Below are 19885 nucleotides of genomic sequence, written 5' to 3'. Positions count from 1 at the left end.
TCCGATGTTGAGCCGTTTCACGAGGGACGCCGCACCGCTGCCTATGGACTCTTGCGGAGGAACAGGTAGGCGGCCGCATCCTCCGCGGATATCTGCCAGGTGGGGCGTTCCCGCAATGCGGCCGCGAGCGGTGAGTTCTTGGGAACGAGCACCCATTCAAATCTATAGTCGTCCAGACGTTTCCGCCATCCCGGCTGCGCGAACATCATCTGCACGTACCGCTGATAGAACTCCCAGGGATAGAACGTTGTTCGGTCGTCGATGAAGATACGCTCGCCGGTTTCGTACCGGATATAGCCGCCCCAGTTGTCCAGACTGAGCCCGCGATCCCAGGCAAGGTCATGGTCTCTGATGTAGGCCAGCGTCGTAGTCGGTACGTGGCGCGGATCGAACGACGACGAGACCAGCGGGCGCACGCCGGGAATCCGGCCGGCCGAAACGCACGAGAGGGCGAGCAGCGCCACCGCGGCGATCGGAGCGAGGTGCATCGTGCATCGCCACTCCATCTGATTGTAGCCCCGCTCGATACGCTGCCAGCCGCGCACCCATGCCTCGACCCAACCGGCATGCGCGCCGCCTGTGGCGCCGACGAGCGCCAGCAGATTGCTGTCCGCCAACAGGTCCGCGATGACCGGGATCGAGACGATCACGAACAACGGTACGTTTCTGACCCCGTTCAACGCGAGAAACGCGAACGCCAACACGAGCAGGGACTGACCCAGCCACGGCCTGCGACGCGAGGTGGCGAGCCCCAGGATGAAACTCGCGAACAGCAACTCCAGCGACACGGAGTACAATTCACCGTGGAACGTCGGTGACTGGAACTCCTGCGTCATGACGTTTCTGCCGAGCTGCTGCAGGGCGGAACCGAACGACGGATACAGCGCCAGACCGTTTGGATTGACAAAGGACGCCGCGACGACGATTGTCAGGGCTGCGAGCAGGACCTTCGCACGTCGCCGGGCTTCGCTCCCGCCGGGTCCCGAGACGACCGCGGCGGAGACCGCCTCGCTGACGAGATAGATGACGATCATGGCAAACCCGATCACAAACCCGGGGTGCGCGTTTGACCACACGAGCATGGTGACGCCGAGGAGGAGGGTCACGGCGGGCCCCGAGAGGTGGCGCAGATGGAATGCTTCGAGGAGACGCGCGAAGACGTACACGCCGAAAAAAGTGAACAGGTGCGGTCGCGCCAACCAGTGGACGGACGACGCCAGCGCCCCGATCAGCGTCAACGCAAGAGCAGTCAGGAATGGACAGCCCGCGCGCCGCGCGTCCTGGAAGAGCAGAAAGAACAGCAGCGCGATCGCCGAGCCCGCGACGACGGCCAGCAGCGGAAGTCCCCCAATCTGGACCAACGCCGCGGCGACCGCATCAAAGAGCCATTCGAAGGGCACCCAGGGTCTGGTCGGAAACGTGTAGGAGATCAGGTCATAGCGAGGCAGGTGGAGGTGGGCGATGATGTACTGTCCGCTGACGAGGTGCCAGCCCGTCGAGGCGTCGTCGAACAGGCTGTTCGCGCGGACCCCGATCAGCAGGTAGAGCAGGGCCAGGAAAACTATATCGGCGCCGCTCGGCAGCGGACTCCGGCCAAGAGGGTTCGGCTGGCCCTTCAAGCGGGCGGGAGGTTCCGCGAATATCGGCAGAATTCCAAGAGCCGAAGCGTCCCCGCGACGTTCGTCCCGTAGTAGAGGTCGGGCGTGAGAAGACTCTGCCGCACCCCGGCGCGGGCGGCCAGGTTCACTACGGCGTCAAATTGGTGCCGCTCGCCGAGTTCCGAGAGGGCCCCCTCGTGGGTGATGTCCATCTGCTGTACGGTCAGTCCCGGCATCCTCCGAATCTGTTCGAGACGCCAATTCTTGAGGCGCACGTCGTAGGCGTCGTTGAGGTTGTCCACCCCCACGACCTCGTGGCCGTCGCGCGCCAAGACTTCGCTCACCTTCGCGCCGATAAATCCCGCGCAGCCGGCGACGAGGGTCCTCACCGGCGGCTCTACTGCGCGGCGGTCCGGGCGGCGACGGACGAAGCACACCGTCCCTGCCCATCCGCCGACACCGAATACGGGTCTGCGTACGCCGCGTGCCACCGCTGAAACACAAAGAGATTCCAGAGCTTCTTCCGATGGTCGCGCCGGCCCGCAAGGTGTTCCGACAGAAGACGGCTGACCGCATCCGGCCGGAGGATTCCCTGCCCGGCGATGCGCCGCGGATCGAGGGTTTCCTCAAAGACGTCCCGCAGCGCTCCGCGGATCCAGGGCCCGAGCGGAATTCCGAATCCTTTCTTCCGGCGTCGCAGGAGATCGGCCGGCAGAATGTCTCGCAGGCTGCGTTTCAGCAGGTACTTGGTGGTCAGGCCGCGGAGCTTCTTCGATCCGGAGAGCCGGCTCGCGTAGTCGACAACCGCCGTGTCGAGGAACGGACAGCGCACTTCGAGTGAACACGCCATGCTGGCGCGATCGACTTTGACCAACACGCCGTCCTGTAAATACAGTTTGGCGTCGAGGTAGAGCGCCTTGTGCAACCAATCTCGATTCCCCGCCGCCGCGGCATGCCCGCGAACCTCGGAGAAGACGTCGTCCTCCGCCACCTCACGCCAGGCGTCCCGCGTCAGGAGAGCCGGCAGGTCCGCCGGGCCGAACGATCCAAGCCAGAGGGCATGGCGAAGCTCCAGCGGATAGCCGAGCCCGGCGGTGAATTTCTTGATCTTGAAGTCGAGGCTGAAGTTCGCGTACGAGGCGGGGAGGCGCTCGGCCAGTGCCCGCGCCCCCCGCAATAGAGGACGGGGAACCCGCTCCGCGAGTCGCGCGATGCGGTGCGCTTGGTAGGTGGGATATCCGGCGAACAACTCGTCGCCGCCGTCGCCTGAGAGCGCCACGGTCACGTGCTGACTGGTGAACTGAGACAGGAGATACGTGGGAAGAAACGACGCGTCCGCGAGCGGCTCGTCGAGGAGCGTGCCGATCCGGCCGATCAGATCGAAGACCGCCGCGGGCGTGATGACCGTCTCGTGGTGATCAGTACCCAGGCGGGCGGCCATCCGGCGAGCATGCGCCGCCTCATCGAACGACTTTTCCGCAAAGCCGATACTGAACGTCTTGACGCGACCGCTCGCGTTCCGCGCCATCAGGGCGGTGACGGCGGACGAGTCGATGCCGCCGCTCAAGAAAGCGCCCAGCGGGACGTCGCTGATCAGTCGCCGCCGCACAGCGTCCTCCAGGAGTTGCTGCAGCCGCCGCGCGTCCTGATCCTCCGTGAGGCCCGTTGGTCCCTCGGGCGCCGGCAGATCCCAATACCGGTGCAGCCGGACGGTCCCGTCCTCGTAGACGAGGGTATGGCCCGGCGGCAATTTGCTGATCCCGCGAAAGATCGTTCCGGGAGCCGGGACGTAGTCATGCACCAGATAGCGGGCGAGGCCCGAAATCGACATCGTCCGGGTCACCCGCGGATGCTGAAGAAGCGCCTTCAGCTCCGAGGCGAAGATGAACTCTCGGCCAAGCAGCGCATAGTGCAGGGGTTTCTTACCCATCCGGTCCCTGGCCAGGACCAGGCGCTTGCGATTCCCGTCCCAAACAGCGAACGCGAACATCCCCTCGAGCCGCTCGACCGCGCCGGCACCGAGGTCCTCGAAAAGATGCACGATGACCTCGGTGTCCGAGCGACTGCGGAAGCGATGCCGGCCCTCCAGCGCCGCCCGCAGCGCGAGAAAATTGTAAATTTCCCCGTTGAAAACGATCCAGACGGTCCCGTCTTCGTTGCTCATGGGCTGGTGGCCGCCCGCGAGATCGATGACGCTCAGGCGGCGCATCCCAAGGGCCACCTGGGGTTCGAAATGATAGCCCTCGTCGTCGGGCCCGCGGTGCCGGATCGCCCGGCACATGGCCCGAATAGTCGATTCCGCGCAGTCCCCTTCGAGCGCGCTAGCGACGAACCCGGATATGCCGCACAACGACTGTGTCCTCAGGACGGTTGACGACCCGGCGAACCAGGTATGTAGGCTTGCGCTGCGACTCATGGTAGATTCTGACTGTCATTTCCGCGAGCAGGCCCATCAACATCAACTGCAACGCGGACACGAAACTGAACCCCGCGATCCAGGCCAGTGGGTTTCGGTGGACCCAGATGCCGTAGAAGATCTTCTCAACGGCGACCACGGCGGTGAGCAGGAACCCGATGAACGCCAGCCCCAGACCGCTGCCGCCGAAGAGGTAGATCGGTTTTGTCACATAGTTCGACAGAAACTTCGTGGTGAGCAGATCGAGGAGAACCTTCATCGTGCGCGCCATGCCGTACTTCGATCTGCCGAACCGGCGACCGCGGTGATTGACCGGCATCTCCGCGATGCGGGCTCCCACCGATCCCGCGTACGCCGGAATCAGCCGATGCATCTCGCCGTACAGCTGGACATGCTCCAGGATGTCCCGCCGGTACACCTTCAGCGTGCAGCCGTAGTCGTGCAGACGGACGCCTGTCACCGCGGAGATGAGCGAATTTGCCACGATGGATGGCAGGCGCCGGTTCCAGAACGCGTCCTGTCGATTTCTCCGCCAGCCGCTCACAAGGTCATACCCTTCGTCGAGCTTCTCTAGCAACCGAGGAATGTCGGCGGGGTCGTTCTGCATATCGGCGTCCAGGAGCGCGATGACCGTCCCGCTCGAGTGATCGATGCCGGCCGCGATGGCCGCGGTCTGGCCGAAGTTGCGGCGGAGCTGCACGACGACGGCGCGGGGATCCCGCTGGGCGATCGCATCCAAGATCTGGAACGTTTGATCGGTACTGCCGTCGTCCACGTACACCACCTGCCACGCCACGGCCGACTGCCCCATGGCGTCCACGATTTGTTGATGGAGGTGGGCGACGCTTTCTTCTTCGTTATGCGCGGGGATGATAATAGAGACGTCGCAATCCGACCCGCTTGGCGCCTCTATTGGCGTCATGATCACTTCCCCCGATCGCTTGATGGGCGAGGCTTCCATCCCCGTTTCTGAACTCCTTTTTCATTGTAGAGATATGCCCGGGCACCGCGCTGGGTAGTCTTCGGGTAGGATGGCTCTGGGCGTTACAATGAGGAGCGGTATGGGAGGAGACGCGACACGGCAAGCACGACTCGTCCTTGCGCTGATGCTCCTCGCGGCGGTCGTTCGGCTCGTTCATCTCGGGCTGCCACCGCTGTGGACCGACGAAGCATTTAGCCTGTGGATGGCACGACATTCCGTGCCCGACATCTGGCGGTGGACAGCTCGGCTCGATGCACACCCGCCCCTCTACTATATGCTGCTCCACTTCTGGCTGGCCCTTGGCGACCGGGTGGGGACCCTACGCGCCTTTTCGACGATAGCAGAGATGCTCACGATCCCCGCGGCGTATCTTCTCGGCCGCGCGCTCGGCGGGGCGAGCCTTGGGCTTCTTACGGCGCTGCTCCTGGCCCTATCGCCGTTTAACGTGTGGTACGGTCAGGAAGCGCGAATGTATCCGCTCCTGATGCTCGCGGCCACCGTCGCGCTGTTGGGACTGGTCCTCGTGCTGCGCGAGCGGCCGCCGCGCGGCGCCTGGGGCTTGTACGTCGTCGGCATGGCCGCCGCGGTGTGGACCGAGCATAGCGCCGCGCTGCTGCTCGCCACGGCAAACGTGATCGTCATCCTGCTCCGCGGCCGCCCGGGTGTGACATCGACGTTCATACGGCGTTGGACCGTCGCTCAGGGCCTTGTCGTGCTTGCGTGGAGTCCGATACTGCTGATGCTTGCGGGCCAGCTCCGGGCCGGGACCGCGGGCCCGACGTCGCTCAGCGTGTGGGGCGCAACGGCCTCGTTGCTGCCGGACGCATTCTCGCCGCTTTTTGGAGCGCGCCCCGAACCGTCGACCGGCGCGCGCTTGGGAGCAGCCGCCCTGGCGCTCGCGGTGACCGTTCCCTTGATCGTGAGGGGCCTCCTGGATTCGTCGACCGACCGTCGTTGGATCCGGTGCGTTTTGATCGTCTGGATGTTGCCGATCGGGTGCGCGGTGGTCCTCGGCCTGGCAGGCTTTCCGCTGCTTACGCCGGCAACGTTGACAGCCGGGTATCGAACTCTGATCTGGACATCGCTTGTGCCGTGCCTGCTGACCGCCCGCGGCCTGTTGACGCTGCGCCGCAGCGGGACGCGGTACGCAGCCGTCGCGCTCGTTCTTCTGAGCTGCCTGGCCGGGTTGATCGTCTACTACCGAACGATGCCGAAGTGGGAAGCGTGGGACCGCGCCGCCGCTTATGTCGCGACGAGTGTCGCCTCGGACGACGTGATCCTCTTTCACGACAATCTTGTCCAGCTGCCGTTTGATTACTATTTCCATCGGTGGGGCCTGACCATCCCGGAACACGGTGTGCCGCGGGATTTCCCGGACGGCGGCCTGCGAGAACCCAGGGCCACGCCGGCCGACACATCACGACTGCGCGGCATGGCCGGCGCGTATCGCCGCGTCTGGCTTGTATACAGTCATGAGTGGTGGACGGACCCCCGCCACTTGGTGCCGCAAGCGCTGGCCGCCGCGGGGAGAGTTGTGGACCAGCGCACGTTCCCGGGTCTGCCGACGATTCGCATCTACTTGTTTCAAGAACAGCCGCGATGATGAGAGGGACGCGGGAGTGGGCGGACCGGCGTCTCTCAATCGCGGCGCTGATTGTGTATCTCCTCGTGTCCGTCGCCGATTTTGGGTGGCCGACCCTCAGGGATCCGCGGCATTACACCGTCGGCTCGGGTGCGGATCCGGATCTCTTCATCTGGTTTCTCGCGTGGTGGCCTCATGCGATCCAGCACGGAATGAATCCATTTCTCACCAAATTGGTGTGGGCGCCGGACGGGGTGAACCTCGCCTGGACGACCTCCGTGCCGGCGGCCGCCTTGCCTCTTGCGCCGCTCACACTGTCCGTTGGTCCCGTCGTCGCGTTCAACATCGCGTCGCTTCTGGCCCCGGCCCTCGCCGGTTGGACCGCATTTCTGCTGTGCAGGCACATGACCCGAGCGCACCTGCCCGCCCTGGCGGGAGGATATATCTTCGGTTTCTCGTCGTATGAACTGGCACACTTGCAGGGGCACGGTCATCTCAACCTCGGTCTAACGTTTGTCGTGCCGCTCCTCGCGCTACTCTCGCTCCGGTTCTACGAGCGAGAAGTGCGGGCGACGCGGTTTGTGATCGTCACGGCGCTGCTCCTGACTCTGCAGTTTGGCTTCTCCACCGAGATTTTTGCCACCGCTACGGTCTGGGGGGCCGTGGCGTTCATCATCGGTCTGGCATTCAATAGTTCGGGTGGACGGACCCGGATGCTGCGTGTGGCCGGGTACGTGGTGCTTGCGTACGCGCTCGCGGGGCTGATGCTCGCCCCCTATCTCTACTATGTGGTCAAGGGCATCGCAGACCTTCCCGGTCTCATCTCTTCTCCAATCATATACTCGGCGGACCTGCTCAACTACGTCGTGCCGACGCCTGTGACCCTGCTCGGAGGGCGCACCTTCACGACGGTCTCGTCGCGATTCTCCGGGAACTACGCCGAGGCGGGCGCGTATCTTGGTCTGCCGCTGGTCGCGCTCATCGTTCTATGTGCCATCAAGTACTGGTCCGCGCGGCGGACCAAGGTCCTGATCTTCTCCGCGGCCGCGGCCGCGGCGGGAGCGCTCGGTCCAATCCTTCATATTGCCGGCGTAGAGATCGGCCCGACGCCGTGGGCGCTCACCGTGTACCTTCCGCTGATCCGGCAGGCGTTGCCGGCGCGCTTCACCCTGTACGTGACGCTTGTCGCCGGGGTGATGGTCGCGCTGTGGCTCAGCGACGAGCATGGCAAGCGCTGGCAACGGTGGGCGCTTGCGGCGCTCGCGCTGATCTGTCTTGCCCCCAATCTCGGCGCTCCGGGCCGCGACACTTGGCGCGATGTGCCTGCGTTCTTTCAAAGCGGCGACTTCAGGCGGTTGGGCAGAGACGAAAATACCATAGTCGTGCCGTACGGGTACACGGGGGACAGCATGCTGTGGCAGGCTGAAACCGGGATGTGGTTCCCCATGAGCGGCGGCTACTTGGGACCTTTGGTGCCGCGATCATTCTCCCGCTCGTTCGTCACGTACATGCTCTATTCCGGCCCAATTGTGCCGAGGTACCGGATATGCCTCCGGGGATTCCTTGCTGCCCACGACGTTCGGGCTATCATCATCGCGGGGCCCGACCAAGAAGCGTGGGGGTGGCTGTCGTCCTTCGTGGGCAGTGCGGGGACGCGGACAGGTGGCGTGACGGTCTACCGGGTGCCTGCCGCCGTTCTGTCGGACTCCCGTGAGGCCCCTGTGTGCGGCCGATTCTTGCTCGACCAGTTTAGTGATTTGGTCCAAGCGGCGAAACGATATACGGCACGAGGGGGCCGCCTCTCGGCGCTGACCCCGCTGCGGGCTGAGCAGATGGACCTCCTAGCCCCGACGTATGGTGGATATGAGGAGCCCGCTCGGGCAAACTGGACTCATGTCCTCGGCTGGCTTGGGCCTTGGGGCGCCGACAATGTCGCCGTAGGCGTCCTCGGCTCCTCCGGCGAAATCGCGCCGATCATCGAGCGATACCGCCGAGTCGCCAAGGCAACGTACTTTCCGTATCCAAACATCCTTTCCGGCCCGTCCACCCCCACCGGATACGGACGGCTGGTCATGGTGTTTCCCGCGGACCTGCGGGACAAATGAAAGCGCCTCTCACGAGGTGGCTGACGCGGCCGATGGCCGGGCGACCGACAGGGCAGCACGTCCTGGCCTTCGCCCTTTACAGCTGCTTTGCCCTGATTTTGTTCTTCCCGATCCTCTCTCATCCCGCAACAGCCTACATTGGGGGAGAACGCGGGCCGGCTGCCCAGGATCCCCTGTCATTCATGTGGTTTCTCGCGTGGATCCCGTACGCGCTGGCACATCACCTCAACCCGCTGCTGACCAATTGGATCTTCTCCGACTCGGGGGCCAACCTCGCCTGGAATACCGCCGTGCCCTTCGTCGGCCTCGTGATGAGTCCGGTCACCGTGTCGGCCGGCCCCATCTTGTCGTACAACCTGGCGTTGATATTGAGCCTGATCGTATCGGCGTGGAGTGCATACTTTGCCGCCGTCCGGGTCTTCGGATGCGGATTCCTTCCCGCGCTCCTCGCGGGTGCCGTCTATGGGTTCTCGCCTTTTCAGACGGCCCACGCCGTCGGTCACCTTCACATGACCACGGCGTTCACGCCTCCCTTATTCCTACTGGTGCTGCACGACGTCCTCATTGCCCAGCGACGGCCCGCATGGAACAACGGCGCCAAACTGGCCGCGCTGGCGCTCATCCAGTATTTCATCAGCGCCGAAGTGCTGCTCATGGAGTGCGTGTTTGCAGCAATCGGCACCCTGGTGCTGCTTGTCGCGTGCCGCCATGCCGTCACGTCACAGCGCGTGCGGTACGTGCTGCGCAGCCTGACGCTCGCATTCCTGATCGCATTTCCGGTGCTGTCCTATCCACTCTATCTCACGTTCCTCGGCCGCTGGCAGCCGTCGCATCCCGTCCACGGCGTGGCCGATTTCTACGCCGCGAATTTGTTGAGCTTTATTCTTCCCACATCGCCGCAGGCGATTTTCGGGTCGCTGTTCCTGTCCGCGAGCTTTACGGGAGGAGAGTGGAACACGTACGTCGGCATCCCGTTAATCGTGTTGCTCGCCGTGATCGGCCGCACAAAGCGCGGCGACGCGACGGTCCGGTTCCTGCTTACCCTCCTGATCGCGATCGTGATTTGTTCATTGGGACCTTCCCTGCACATCGCGGGCAACCGATCCACCGGCATACCGCTGCCGTGGCGCTTGTTCCAGGTCGTCCCTTTCTTTCGGGACATTGCGGCAAACCGGTTCGGGGAATACCTTTACCTGCCGCTGGGATTTGTGCTCGCGCTCTACATCGCCGACCGATCGGTGCCGCGTCACCAGCGGGTTCTCAGGGCCGTGGCCAGCCTTGCGGCCCTGGCCTTTCTGTTTCCGCGAATCCCTTTGTACCCGGCGACCAGCCTCGATGTGCCGGATTTCTTTCGCCGGCCGCGCGATGCGCAGGCGATCGAGTCCCCTGCGCTGATCGTGCCGTTTTCCACGGACATTGCCGCCGATCACGCCTCGGCGATGTTGTGGCAGGCCGAGGCACGCATGGCATTCAAGATGCCGGAGGGTTACGCGTTCGGAGAGGGCAGGGCTCCGTGGCCTGCACCGACTTCCTTGTCGCGCGCACTTATCGAAATCGAAGACGTAGGACGCGTCCCCACCCTGACGCCGGCTTTGAGGGCGGACGTCATCGCTGTGTTGGAGCGCCAGCGGATACGGACGGTCTTGTTGGGTCCGTCCCCGCACGAGCGCGAAGCGTTGGCTTTCCTCGTTGAGGCCCTTGGCTGGGTCCCAGATTCGGTTGACGGAGTCTTTGTTTGGCGGCAGGTCGATCGGCGCATAGCCGTGCGGGCCCCATGAGGAGCGGACCGTACTCAGTGTCAAGGGCAACGACTAGCAGAGGAGTCTTGCCCTCCTGAAATGAATGGCCAACGGACGAATATTGAGACGATTGAACAGTCGCTTGCGTACGAGCCCCGCTCACGGTGAGGCTGGCGCAGAAGGACATTTAGTGGCGCCGAAATCGAGTGGCTTCGGGCCACTTAGGTGCACGCCATGAGGCGAGTCCCGTCAGCAGGCTTGTCGGAATCGACAGGAACGGCGGCGTCGCGCTCCGGCGCACGGCGACGCGTGGCGGTACCGCTACCGATTCCTCCGCACGCAATACAGATAATTGCGGTGTTTCTGATCACCCGACTAACCTTAGAAATTATTGGCGTTTCGTCCCGCGCGGCGGTCGGCCCCCTGCTCGCGAGCGTGCCCGGCGCCCGATTTTTTTGGCCCCAATATACCTCTCAGCGGGGGTTGCTGGACATCTGGGGCGCGTGGGACACCGGTTGGTACGTGGACATTGCGAGCCATGGATATTCGGCGACGCGGAACGCGCTCGGCCAGGCGAACTATAATTTCTTTCCGCTCTACCCACTCCTCATGCGGATCGTCGGATACGCCGTTGGAGGCCCGTACGTCGGCGGACTCGTGGTTTCCAATGTCTGCGTTCTGATCACCTGCTTCACCCTCTATCGGTTGGTCCTTCTTAATGACGGCGCCGAAGTCGCGGCGCGCACGGTGAGGTACCTTTTCGCCTTTCCGTCCGCCTTTCTTCTTTCGGCCGTTCTCAGCGAACCGCTGTTCTTGGCGTTGCTCGTTGCTTGTTTCTATTACGCGCGCATGGGCAATTGGCGGGCGGCTGGCGCCTTCGGTTTCTTGCTCGCTCTCACAAGGGCCGAAGGCATTCTTGCGGTTGCGCCACTGGCCTACATGTATGCGTTGCAGAACCGTGGCCTACCAGACGGGCCGGTGAAAGCGACACGAGTGTGGCGCCCGGATGCGCTTTTTCTTCTCTTGATTCCGTTGGGAACGGCCGCGTTTCTCTTCTATCAGTATCGGCTCACGGGAGACTTTCTTGCCTACTGGCATATTCACCAGAGTTGGATGGCCCCTTCGAACAGTAAGCTTTTGCCATCGGGAAATGACGCCGGCAAGACGGTGAACGGCTCGCTGATCACCGGGCTCGGCTTGAGCTCCGCGGCTTTCATCATGGCGCTGGCTCTCCTGCTCCCAAATCGTCGACATCTTTCGCGTCCTCTATGGGTGCTGGCTTTGTACTCGGTGCTCCTGCCAGTCGTAGATTTCCCAAGATCCTATGCATTTCTTCGGCACCTCTTGGAGGCATTTCCGCTCTATATTCTGCTCGCGAAGGTCAACCGGCCGGACGTTGAAATCGGTTTGGCGATGTCGCAGGGTTTCTTCATGGCTCTTTGGACGATTGGTTCGTGGGTCATCATATGAGGGGTTAGGAGCTAAGCGGGTTCGAAACTGCCGGAACCGTAACAGATTTCCCGCCTAGCGGAACGGCAATATCTCGCGATCTGGTCGCGGCCTCTGAGTGTCCTGTACAATTTAGCTTAAGAAACTCGAATTCTATTCGTGACACCAGAGTGTTTTTCAATAGGACGACCCTGCACGATCTGCACACACACCCATCACAAGACTATTAATCAGGCCTCGGCAGAGGGTCTTCGTTCCGGGACATCGCCGCGCAGTACGCAGTTTCCAAGACGACACTCCACCGGCATTGGCAGGCGCATGTCGCGGCGGAGCCGGCCAGCACGCCGGTTGCGCCAGCACGAATGAGTGGGACGGCGGGACCGAGGCTTCTGAAAATGGGGCTGTGGCGGAACGAGTGCGCACTCGGGCCAATTCCGATCCAAAGAAATCGAACCGAGCTTGGATTCGACAAGTTTGGGATGGTATCCTCACCGAAGACCTATTGGAAAGACGTATCATCGGTCGCATCATGATCAGCAGCCCGTCACTACTTCGACTCTTCGCTCGTGTGAATCAAGGGAAGCCGTATGCGGACCAAATTAACCCGCCAACTTTCTTGCTACTGCCTTTGTCCGCTCGTTCGTCCATCCTTCTGGAATTGATCCGGAGCACTTTCATCTGGTTGCTCCATGGACGTCTGCGCCGTCTCAATGGTCTGAGCTCGAGTGGCTTGACCGGTAATCCGGTAAGTCTTTTCGCATCCGGACATGGGGCGATCACGGCAACGATGGTGTGGCACGGGTGAAAACCTACGCGGATGTCATCGCGGAGTATCGAGTGCATCCTGAGTCAAAAAGCCTGCGACCGGACGGCCATCCGTGCTCACAACGGAGTCTCGGTCTTCTGCTCCGCCGCCCGGTGATCGCCAAGGCTGTCCGATACATCGGCAAGGAATCAAACAAGCTAGACGACAGAGAGGCTGGCCTCATAGATGATACCGGCGAGGTGGTCACCGAGTATCGATATCCTCGCCATGACTCTTGAGCCGCGTCCGTCTGCCCGATTCTTCAGGAGGTGCCGTTGGACCGACTGATCAGCCGGACGGGGTTGAGCGAGCGTGCCTTGCGAGAGATGTGTCGAACGTCTTTATCGGTGCGGGTTTGAACGCGATGACGACGCTGTGGAGGTGCATACCCAGCCCTCTCGGGGGCGGTCCGGCCGTGCGGGCCTACGGTGTAAGCCAGTACGTCCGCGGGGGCCCGCTACATTCAATACCAGTAACGTGCGCCGTAGAGACATCACGCGCACCATGTGCGCCGCGCCCTCGCCGCCGCGCCATGGCACGCCTCACCCGAGAAATTGGCCGCGGAAGAACAAGTTTATGCACCAGAGCGCCAGCGAAGCTAGGATAAGAACGGTCAGCGCACGGGCCCACCGTGATGATCCGATCCACTCTGCGCCAAGGTAGAGCAGAGGGAGCAGCACAACGGCGTAACGAGCGAACCCCGCCGACCGATGGCCCACGGCGCCGGTTAGGAGGGGCGCTAGCACGCTTGGCGCCGCGTACAGGAGTTCCGACCATCGGCGCTCCGTATAGAGGACCGGGAGCAAGGCCACGGCGACAATCGCCATGAGCGGATCCAGAAAGGTGCCCGACGTGGACGTCAGTACATAGGTCGACGATTGGGTGATCTGCCACAGCGGCAACAATACCCACCCGGTGAGACTGGTTACATGCCCAAGACGGCCGCCCGCCAGTTCACCGGCCATCCACGCCAGCGGGTTGCGCCAGGCGACGGCGTTCCAGGCGCACCATGCGAAGAGGCCGGTGAGCGCGATCCCAGCCTGTGCGATCCGGTGCCCCCACGGTCTGGCCGGCCCGCTGATTAGCACGACGAGTGAGAGGAACATGCCTGGCGGTCGTGCGGCGGAGGCAATGGCCGCGAACGCCGACGCTAGCCACGTCCGCCGTGGAGCGAGGAGAAAAACAACCGCACTCAGTAGCAAGAGCATGGACTCCGGGTAAGCGGTCGAGAAGAAGATCGTGGTGGGAAAGAACATCAGTAGCAGGGCTAAATTGAGGCCGACGTCCTCCCCCCCACTTTGGGCCGCCCATCGCGCCGCCGTCCAAACGCCTACGATGAACAGAAGGTTGGCTGCCAGCAGCGCCGCAGGCACCGTGCTAAATCCGATGATCGTCAAGCCCCGCACGAAAATCGGGAACGCGGGAAAGAAATTCATTGGGCGGGTATAACCGTGCTGCGTGATGCCCACATAATACACCGCATCCCATTGGATGAAAAGATCAGCCGGTGAGGAAGAGTGGACCGTCAGCCGCGCCACGATGGGCAGAATGGCCCGTGATAGGATCGCCAGGCTCACGACCTCGACATCGAACCACTTAAGGATATGCCGTCTATCGCGATTCATCGCACCTGCGGTGTGGACTGCGCGGGCAGTCCCGGCACGATCGGTATCATGCAGCACGGTGACAAAAACGCTGCGCGGGTCGCGGCCGCGCAGGCGATTCTTGACCGCGCCTGGGGCAAAGCGGCACAGTCCGTCGATCTCGCCAGCGACACATTGCTGCGGATCATCGTCCAACGGCCCGGCTTCCGGAGCCCGGACTGGCTCGAGGTGCCGATAAGGCACCGCGAGGAGTTCGTGGTCGTTGGGTACCTGCCGAGCCCGCGTGGATTCAGCACGCTGATCCTCCTTAGGGACGGCTACGACACGGGGTGTTGAAGGACATCAGGCTGGACAAGAAGCCGTGGTCGATCCGCCGTTCGCCGCTCAGCGAATGTGGACCTCTTCTCTTCCCTAGTCCGCCGAGGGTTAGCGACCGCATCAGCCCCGCTGGTGTCCTCCGTGCCGCGATAGCGTGTCCCCCTCAGACGGCTCAAGAGAAGTCATCACAGCTTATTGCGGTTACCATTACGGAGTCGTGCTTGGTGTTGGTCAATTCCTGATAACAGATTGAAAACGGGCGGGCGTGGATGCGAAGTCGATCCCTTCAATGCAGAATCCACCTATGGCCGATCGTCAACCAATCCAAGCGGGATCCGGCCGGTGCGCTGATTATCGATTCGAGTTGAACGTTCGGCGTCCCGTTTGACCATTGCAAGATCTCCACATCGACAGGCTGCCCGGGGCAGTCCGGCATCTGGCCCAACAGGTACTCCTTCAGGAAGACAAGACAGTCGGGGCCGTCGCGGCGGAAAGTCACGCTAAACGCGGCTGGTAATGTCGGGATCCATCTCATCCAACTGTCACCGCGGACGGGTAGGGGACCGGGCGAACTGGAATCGGCGACCAGGCTCGATCCGGTCGATGACCGCACGATCGTGTCAATAAACGCAACCGACCTCGTGAGAATGTCAGCTTTCGTTCCTCTTGGCGGAAGTACTCGAATCCCAAAATGGTAGAGGATGTGACTTTGACTCGGATAGCGAAACGAAATCGTTAGGCCATCTAACCTGACGGGTTCCCGCGTCCGGGCGATGATCCATAGATGGTTGTCAACGCTTTGGCGTTGCGCTGCCTCGAACCTGTTATCCGGCCGCGCTTGGTCGAACAGTTCCTTGCCAAATTCGCCGCGTACGAAGGCCACCGGCGCTCTCGGGCCATGAGCGAGAGCGAGTTCCCGCAACATTACATCAATCCGCATTAGGTCATGATCGGCCGTGATTACCGTGTACACTGGACGGCCGGACCGAATCCCACAGTCGAAATACTGCAACTCTGTCTCCATGTTGGCCAACGAGGGTAAGCGATCGGTGATGATCCAGCGCGGAACGTACCAGAGCGGTCTTTTTCCTTCGGCCTCGTAGTGCATCTCTAACCCAGCATGGCAGCGGTCAGGTGCATGCTCGAAAAAGCCAGCGAGGGCCGCGACGATTTTCAATTCCGCCTCGATCTGCCTATATCTGATCTGGTGGATCTTGTGGATTTCAATCGCACGGCCGGTCGCGGCTAACATGAGAACCGAAACAAGGATCCATCGCGCAACAACGGGACACGTGTTCCGTGTCCGGTTGAGGTACAGACCAAGTCCTCGTCCGGCCAACACCACCAAGAAAAAACCAACCAAAGGATAGTAATAGTCACGGAAAGTACCGGCCGTCGCTAGGCGACCGATGGACACCGCGACGATGATTGCTATCGCCGCCGCCACGCAGGCCACCTCGGTGACCAAAAATGCGCGTGCTCGAGCCGATCTAATCACTGCGGTCAGGGCGGGGTAGATTGGCGCCAGGGCTAGTATCGCCAACACGATGCGCAGCAGTGCGCCCGGAGGCAGGGGGGTTTCGTTTATGAGAACATTCAAGGACGGCTTGTACGCCAGGTCTGTCGGCCACAAGAACATCCCAGCATGTATAAGGAGGGCGACGGTGTTGTTCACGAAGCTCCTCAACGAGCCAGTGGTCCATAAAGTGTTGATCGGATGTGTCGACCACAGCTGCGGTGGCGGATAGCTCACCCAATTGACGCCGTAGAGTAGCAGGTAACCTCCGAGTGCGATAAGGATCGGCAACGTTACATGGAAGGTGAATCGCGCTCTAGATGTTGCCCGACCACCAACAATGAAGAGGAAGACAACGGTTGCCAGCATCGCGAGGACGGTAAACTCGTGGAACAGGGTCGAAAGAAACAGCGCCAACGTCGTTGATACGAATAAGGATCGTGAGTTACCGGTTGCAGCCGTTCCGACGAAAACTCCCCAGTCGAGCAAAGAGAAACCCACGATGTACAGCACAATCGACACAAGATATCCTGCTACATGCCAGGCGTTGGCGAGTACGTATCCCTGGTTTGGGTAGAAAAAAACACTACAAAGCGCGAATGCCAACAAACGTCCACACCAACGTCGGAGCGTGAGGTACAGAATGCACGCGGCTATGGCATACAGGGCCACTGTCGCGAGATTAAGTGACATCCGATAGTGTCGTGCCAGCACATCGCCAACCCAGTACATGAAGAACAGCCCTGGCCGAAACAGGGCGAAGTCGCCTACGTAGGTGAGCCGGGCTTGATCGAAACGCACCAAATGCCAAAGCCAATCGGCGTTGCTGCTCATTGCCCCACGCTCGGGCAACACATTGTGATCATCAAGGCTCAGAGCGGTCAACGGAAGAAGGTAAACAACGAACACCATTGCCAAAATGAGTCCGACCATCGCCATTTCGGCGTAGATCGCAGTTTTCACATCGGCATTCTGACGCGAGACAACTGGCACCGGTGTCAACGCCGGGATAAAAGTGACCCACCTACGCCGCTTTTGAATTGACCCACCCCGGGGCCGATCGCCGGTTTAGAATTGACCCACCCCCCTTCGATCGTCATGCCTTGGCCGGCTTGGTGGCTTTCTCGGCCTGGGCTGGCGTCCCGAGCAGGCCCGCCCGCTTCTTCTCCCGGAGCCGGTAGCTCTCGCCGCGGATGTTGATGACGTGGCTGTGATGCAAGAGCCGATCCAGAATCGCCGTCGCGATCACGGCATCGCCGAGCACGTCGCCCCACTCGGCGAAGCCCTTGTTGGACGTGAGGATGACGCTGCCGCGCTCGTAGCGGGCCGAGATCAGGGCAAAGAGCGCGGTCGCCGCCGTCCGGTCATAGGGCCACACCCCAAACTCATCGATGATCAAGATCTTGGGCGCCAAGTACACGCGCATCCGCCGGTCCAACCGATGCTCGCTCTGGGCCTGGCGGAGATCCTCGAGCAACTGATGCGCCCGCACGAAATAGACCCCATGGCCGGCATCGATCGCCTTGAGCGCCAGCGCCACGCTCAGATGCGTCTTGCCGACCCCGGGCGGACCGAGCAAGATCACGTTGGCCGCATCCCCGACAAACGCGAGGCTGCTCACCTCCTTGATCTGCCGCTCGTCGATCGAGGGCTGGAAGCGAAAGTCAAACTGCTCCAGGGTCCGCTGGAAGGGCAGATGGGCGAGCCGGGTGCGCGTGCGGAGGTAGCGCTCCCGCCGGGCCGCGACTTCGAAGCGCAACAGATCCGCGAGGAAATCAGCGTACGGGACCTGCTTTGTGGCTGCGACGTCCAAGCGGCCATCCAGGATCGACGCAGCCTGCGTGAGGCCGAGGTGCTCGAGGTGCCGCCGGGCTTGCTCGATCGCCAGCATCGGCATCATTCCCCGAGCAGCGCGGCGTACACGGTGAGCGGTCGCCGCTCGATGTCGACGTCGACGAGTTGCACGCCCCGCGGCTCCAGCCGCGGCCGACCATCGTGCGGCGCCAAGCCGGCCCACTGCTGTGGGTGCGTTTGCCGCTGCCTCGGGCGCGTCCCACGAGGATAGACGGCCCGCCGCGCGCTCCCGTCCCACAGCTCGACCAAGCCATCGGTCGCCTGCACGGAGATGCCTTGGCCGGGTCGCCATGGCCACGGCAGGCCGTACCATGCGCCGTCCCACTGAACATAGCCATCCCGCCCCACCCGACGCTCCTCGCACAAAAACGGCTGCACACGATCTGGCGTCGGCAGGCCATGCAGGACCGGGCGCTCGCGCTCCCACCGATCCACCGGCCGCTCCTGCGTCGTCCCGTGCAGCCGGACATTGGCGACCGTGTCGCACCACGCACGTCCCTGCCGGTTGAGGTCCTCGAGATCGGTAAACTGGATACCTGGCCAGAAATTGCCCTTCACGTACTTGATGCTACTTTCGACCCGGCCTTTCGATTGCGGCCGATACGCATGGCAGAGCGTGGCCTCCACGCCGAGCCGCAGCGAGAAATCGAGAAATCGTTCGTTCCACAGCGGCGCGCCGGCGGCGTCGGTGCCCAGGACCACCAGCTTGGTGCGATCGTACAGGCAGCGCTGCGGGATCCCGCCAAAATACTCAAACGCATGCCAGTGACAGCGGACGAACGTGCTGGTGTCCGCGCGCCGGACAAACTCCACGTATAACATCCGGGACCAGCTGAGCACCATCGTGAACGCCCACACACGACGCGTCCCGCCCGTCGGCGCCGCATAGGCGCAGCTCCCGAAGTCGACCTGCGCCTGCTCGCCGGGCGCCGTCTCAAATCGCATCGTCCCTTGGACGGGCGGCCGGCGGCGGAGCGGCTGGACGAAGTCTTTGAGAATCGTGTACCCGCCGGCATACCCGCGCGCGCGGAGCTCCCGCAGCAGGACGTGGCAATTCTTGATCCCGCCGGCCACTCGCTGCTGAATGTGCGCCGCGTACGGCTCCAGCTTCGATCGCCGTGGTGATCGAGGCGCCGCGTGAGGGAGCTCTGGTGTCCGGAGATACTTTCGAACGGTATTGCGGGAGATGCTCAGAGTGATGGCGATGCTACGAATCGATGCGCCTGCGCCGTGCAACTCCAGCAGCTGCTTCACCGTCCTGCCTCCCAGCATAGGTGAGATCGTCACCTCCCGACCTGAACAGGTCGGAAGGGTAACTTTGCTGGGGGTGGGTCACTTTCAGTCCGGCGATCTGGGTCAGTTTATCACCGGCGCTGACACCGGCGAGGTTACCTCATCAATATCGAAACCCGACTGCTCCGAGAGTCGCACGCATCTGCACCACGGAAGTGTTCTTTACCTTCACTTGCCGCGTCACTTCGTTCACGAGAATTTCCAACTTGATTTCCGGCACTCCTGGAGGGCTCATCAAGAAATTCGATGGAAATGAACGACCAAGGCCGCCAGCTTTTGGTCACGTCTGACCATCAACAACCACCACGAGAAGACTGGCAAGTGGGCCTTTTCGACGTGCCCCAACACCCGCCAGCGCCGAACTTGCATGAACACTTGCGCCCCAAAGGTACGGACAGTCCGACAGATAATGGACGCCATAGAAAAAAGCCATGACGCCCCGAGAAGTACGGTAAGGACCAACGATTTAGTCCGGACCGCTTGCTCCTTAAATATTACCTTCTACACTTTGCCGACCTCCGTCTCTCCCGCCCGCCCCAGCACTTCCACAATCCCCGCCGCCCACACCCCCCACGTCACGAGCGGCGGTCGCGCCGTCACGCTAGCCTGACGGGGCGCGGTAGG

Annotated in this window: 13 protein-coding genes; 5 read left to right on the top strand and 8 right to left on the bottom strand. The window is 62.3% G+C overall.

Annotation, left to right across the window (positions count from 1 at the left end):
- Nucleotides 1-41: 41 nt before the first annotated feature.
- From VKT83_04005 to VKT83_03990, 4 genes are read right to left on the bottom strand one after another with little or no spacing between them, the layout of a single operon-like run.
- Nucleotides 42-1619: a hypothetical protein gene (locus VKT83_04005; GenBank protein HLY21612.1), complete on the bottom strand. Its 1578-nt coding sequence runs from the start codon at nt 1617-1619 to the stop codon at nt 42-44.
- A complete protein-coding gene (locus VKT83_04000; protein ID HLY21611.1) occupies nt 1616-1987 on the bottom strand; it encodes a GDP-mannose 4,6-dehydratase in 372 nt (123 codons plus the stop codon). Before VKT83_04000 ends, VKT83_04005 begins: the two co-directional genes overlap by 4 nt.
- Nucleotides 1988-1995: 8 nt before the next feature.
- Nucleotides 1996-4014: an asparagine synthase (glutamine-hydrolyzing) gene (asnB, locus tag VKT83_03995; protein HLY21610.1), complete on the bottom strand. Its 2019-nt coding sequence runs from the start codon at nt 4012-4014 to the stop codon at nt 1996-1998.
- The gene (locus VKT83_03990; GenBank protein HLY21609.1) at nt 3920-4975 is read right to left on the bottom strand and encodes a glycosyltransferase family 2 protein; all 1056 of its coding nucleotides are present in this window, start codon (nt 4973-4975) and stop codon (nt 3920-3922) included. The genes asnB and VKT83_03990 overlap by 95 nt, the downstream gene beginning before the upstream one ends.
- A gap of 100 nt (nt 4976-5075) precedes the next feature.
- On the opposite strand from VKT83_03990, the gene VKT83_03985 reads away from it, so the two are divergent.
- The 4 genes from VKT83_03985 to VKT83_03970 all read left to right on the top strand — a co-directional run bounded on the left by VKT83_03985 (nt 5076) and on the right by VKT83_03970 (nt 11892).
- Entirely contained in the window at nt 5076-6599 is a 1524-nt protein-coding gene (locus tag VKT83_03985) for a glycosyltransferase family 39 protein (protein ID HLY21608.1), read from the top strand.
- Nucleotides 6596-8683, top strand: a complete 2088-nt coding sequence (locus tag VKT83_03980; GenBank protein HLY21607.1) for a hypothetical protein — start codon at nt 6596-6598, stop codon at nt 8681-8683. Before VKT83_03985 ends, VKT83_03980 begins: the two co-directional genes overlap by 4 nt.
- A 32-nt stretch (nt 8684-8715) precedes the next feature.
- Nucleotides 8716-10461 (top strand): hypothetical protein, encoded by a 1746-nt coding sequence (locus tag VKT83_03975; protein ID HLY21606.1) that lies wholly within the window; start codon nt 8716-8718, stop codon nt 10459-10461.
- Between the two features lie 318 nt (nt 10462-10779).
- Nucleotides 10780-11892, top strand: a complete 1113-nt coding sequence (locus VKT83_03970; protein HLY21605.1) for a hypothetical protein — start codon at nt 10780-10782, stop codon at nt 11890-11892.
- 1326 nt (nt 11893-13218) lie between these two features.
- Here the strand turns inward: VKT83_03970 and VKT83_03965 are convergent.
- Nucleotides 13219-14253, bottom strand: a complete 1035-nt coding sequence (locus VKT83_03965) for a hypothetical protein (protein ID HLY21604.1) — start codon at nt 14251-14253, stop codon at nt 13219-13221.
- 96 nt (nt 14254-14349) lie between these two features.
- On the opposite strand from VKT83_03965, the gene VKT83_03960 reads away from it, so the two are divergent.
- Nucleotides 14350-14616 carry a hypothetical protein gene (locus tag VKT83_03960; protein HLY21603.1) on the top strand — a complete coding sequence of 89 codons (267 nt, stop codon included), beginning with the start codon at nt 14350-14352 and terminating at the stop codon, nt 14614-14616.
- A gap of 268 nt (nt 14617-14884) precedes the next feature.
- Here VKT83_03960 and VKT83_03955 read toward each other — a convergent pair whose 3' ends face one another.
- The 3 genes from VKT83_03955 to istA form a co-directional block, all read right to left on the bottom strand.
- A complete protein-coding gene (locus VKT83_03955) occupies nt 14885-17077 on the bottom strand; it encodes a hypothetical protein (GenBank protein ID HLY21602.1) in 2193 nt (730 codons plus the stop codon).
- A 133-nt stretch (nt 17078-17210) separates the two neighbouring features.
- Complete coding sequence (gene istB / locus VKT83_03950; protein ID HLY21601.1) at nt 17211-18005, bottom strand: IS21-like element helper ATPase IstB; 795 nt, start codon at nt 18003-18005, stop codon at nt 17211-17213.
- A 5-nt stretch (nt 18006-18010) separates the two neighbouring features.
- Nucleotides 18011-19222: an IS21 family transposase gene (gene istA / locus VKT83_03945; GenBank protein ID HLY21600.1), complete on the bottom strand. Its 1212-nt coding sequence runs from the start codon at nt 19220-19222 to the stop codon at nt 18011-18013.
- Nucleotides 19223-19885 lie beyond the last annotated feature (663 nt).

The organism is bacterium, assembly GCA_035308905.1.
Classification (GTDB): domain Bacteria; phylum Sysuimicrobiota; class Sysuimicrobiia; order Sysuimicrobiales; family Segetimicrobiaceae; genus DASSJF01.
This window is presented reverse-complemented; position numbering and strand designations above follow the sequence as displayed.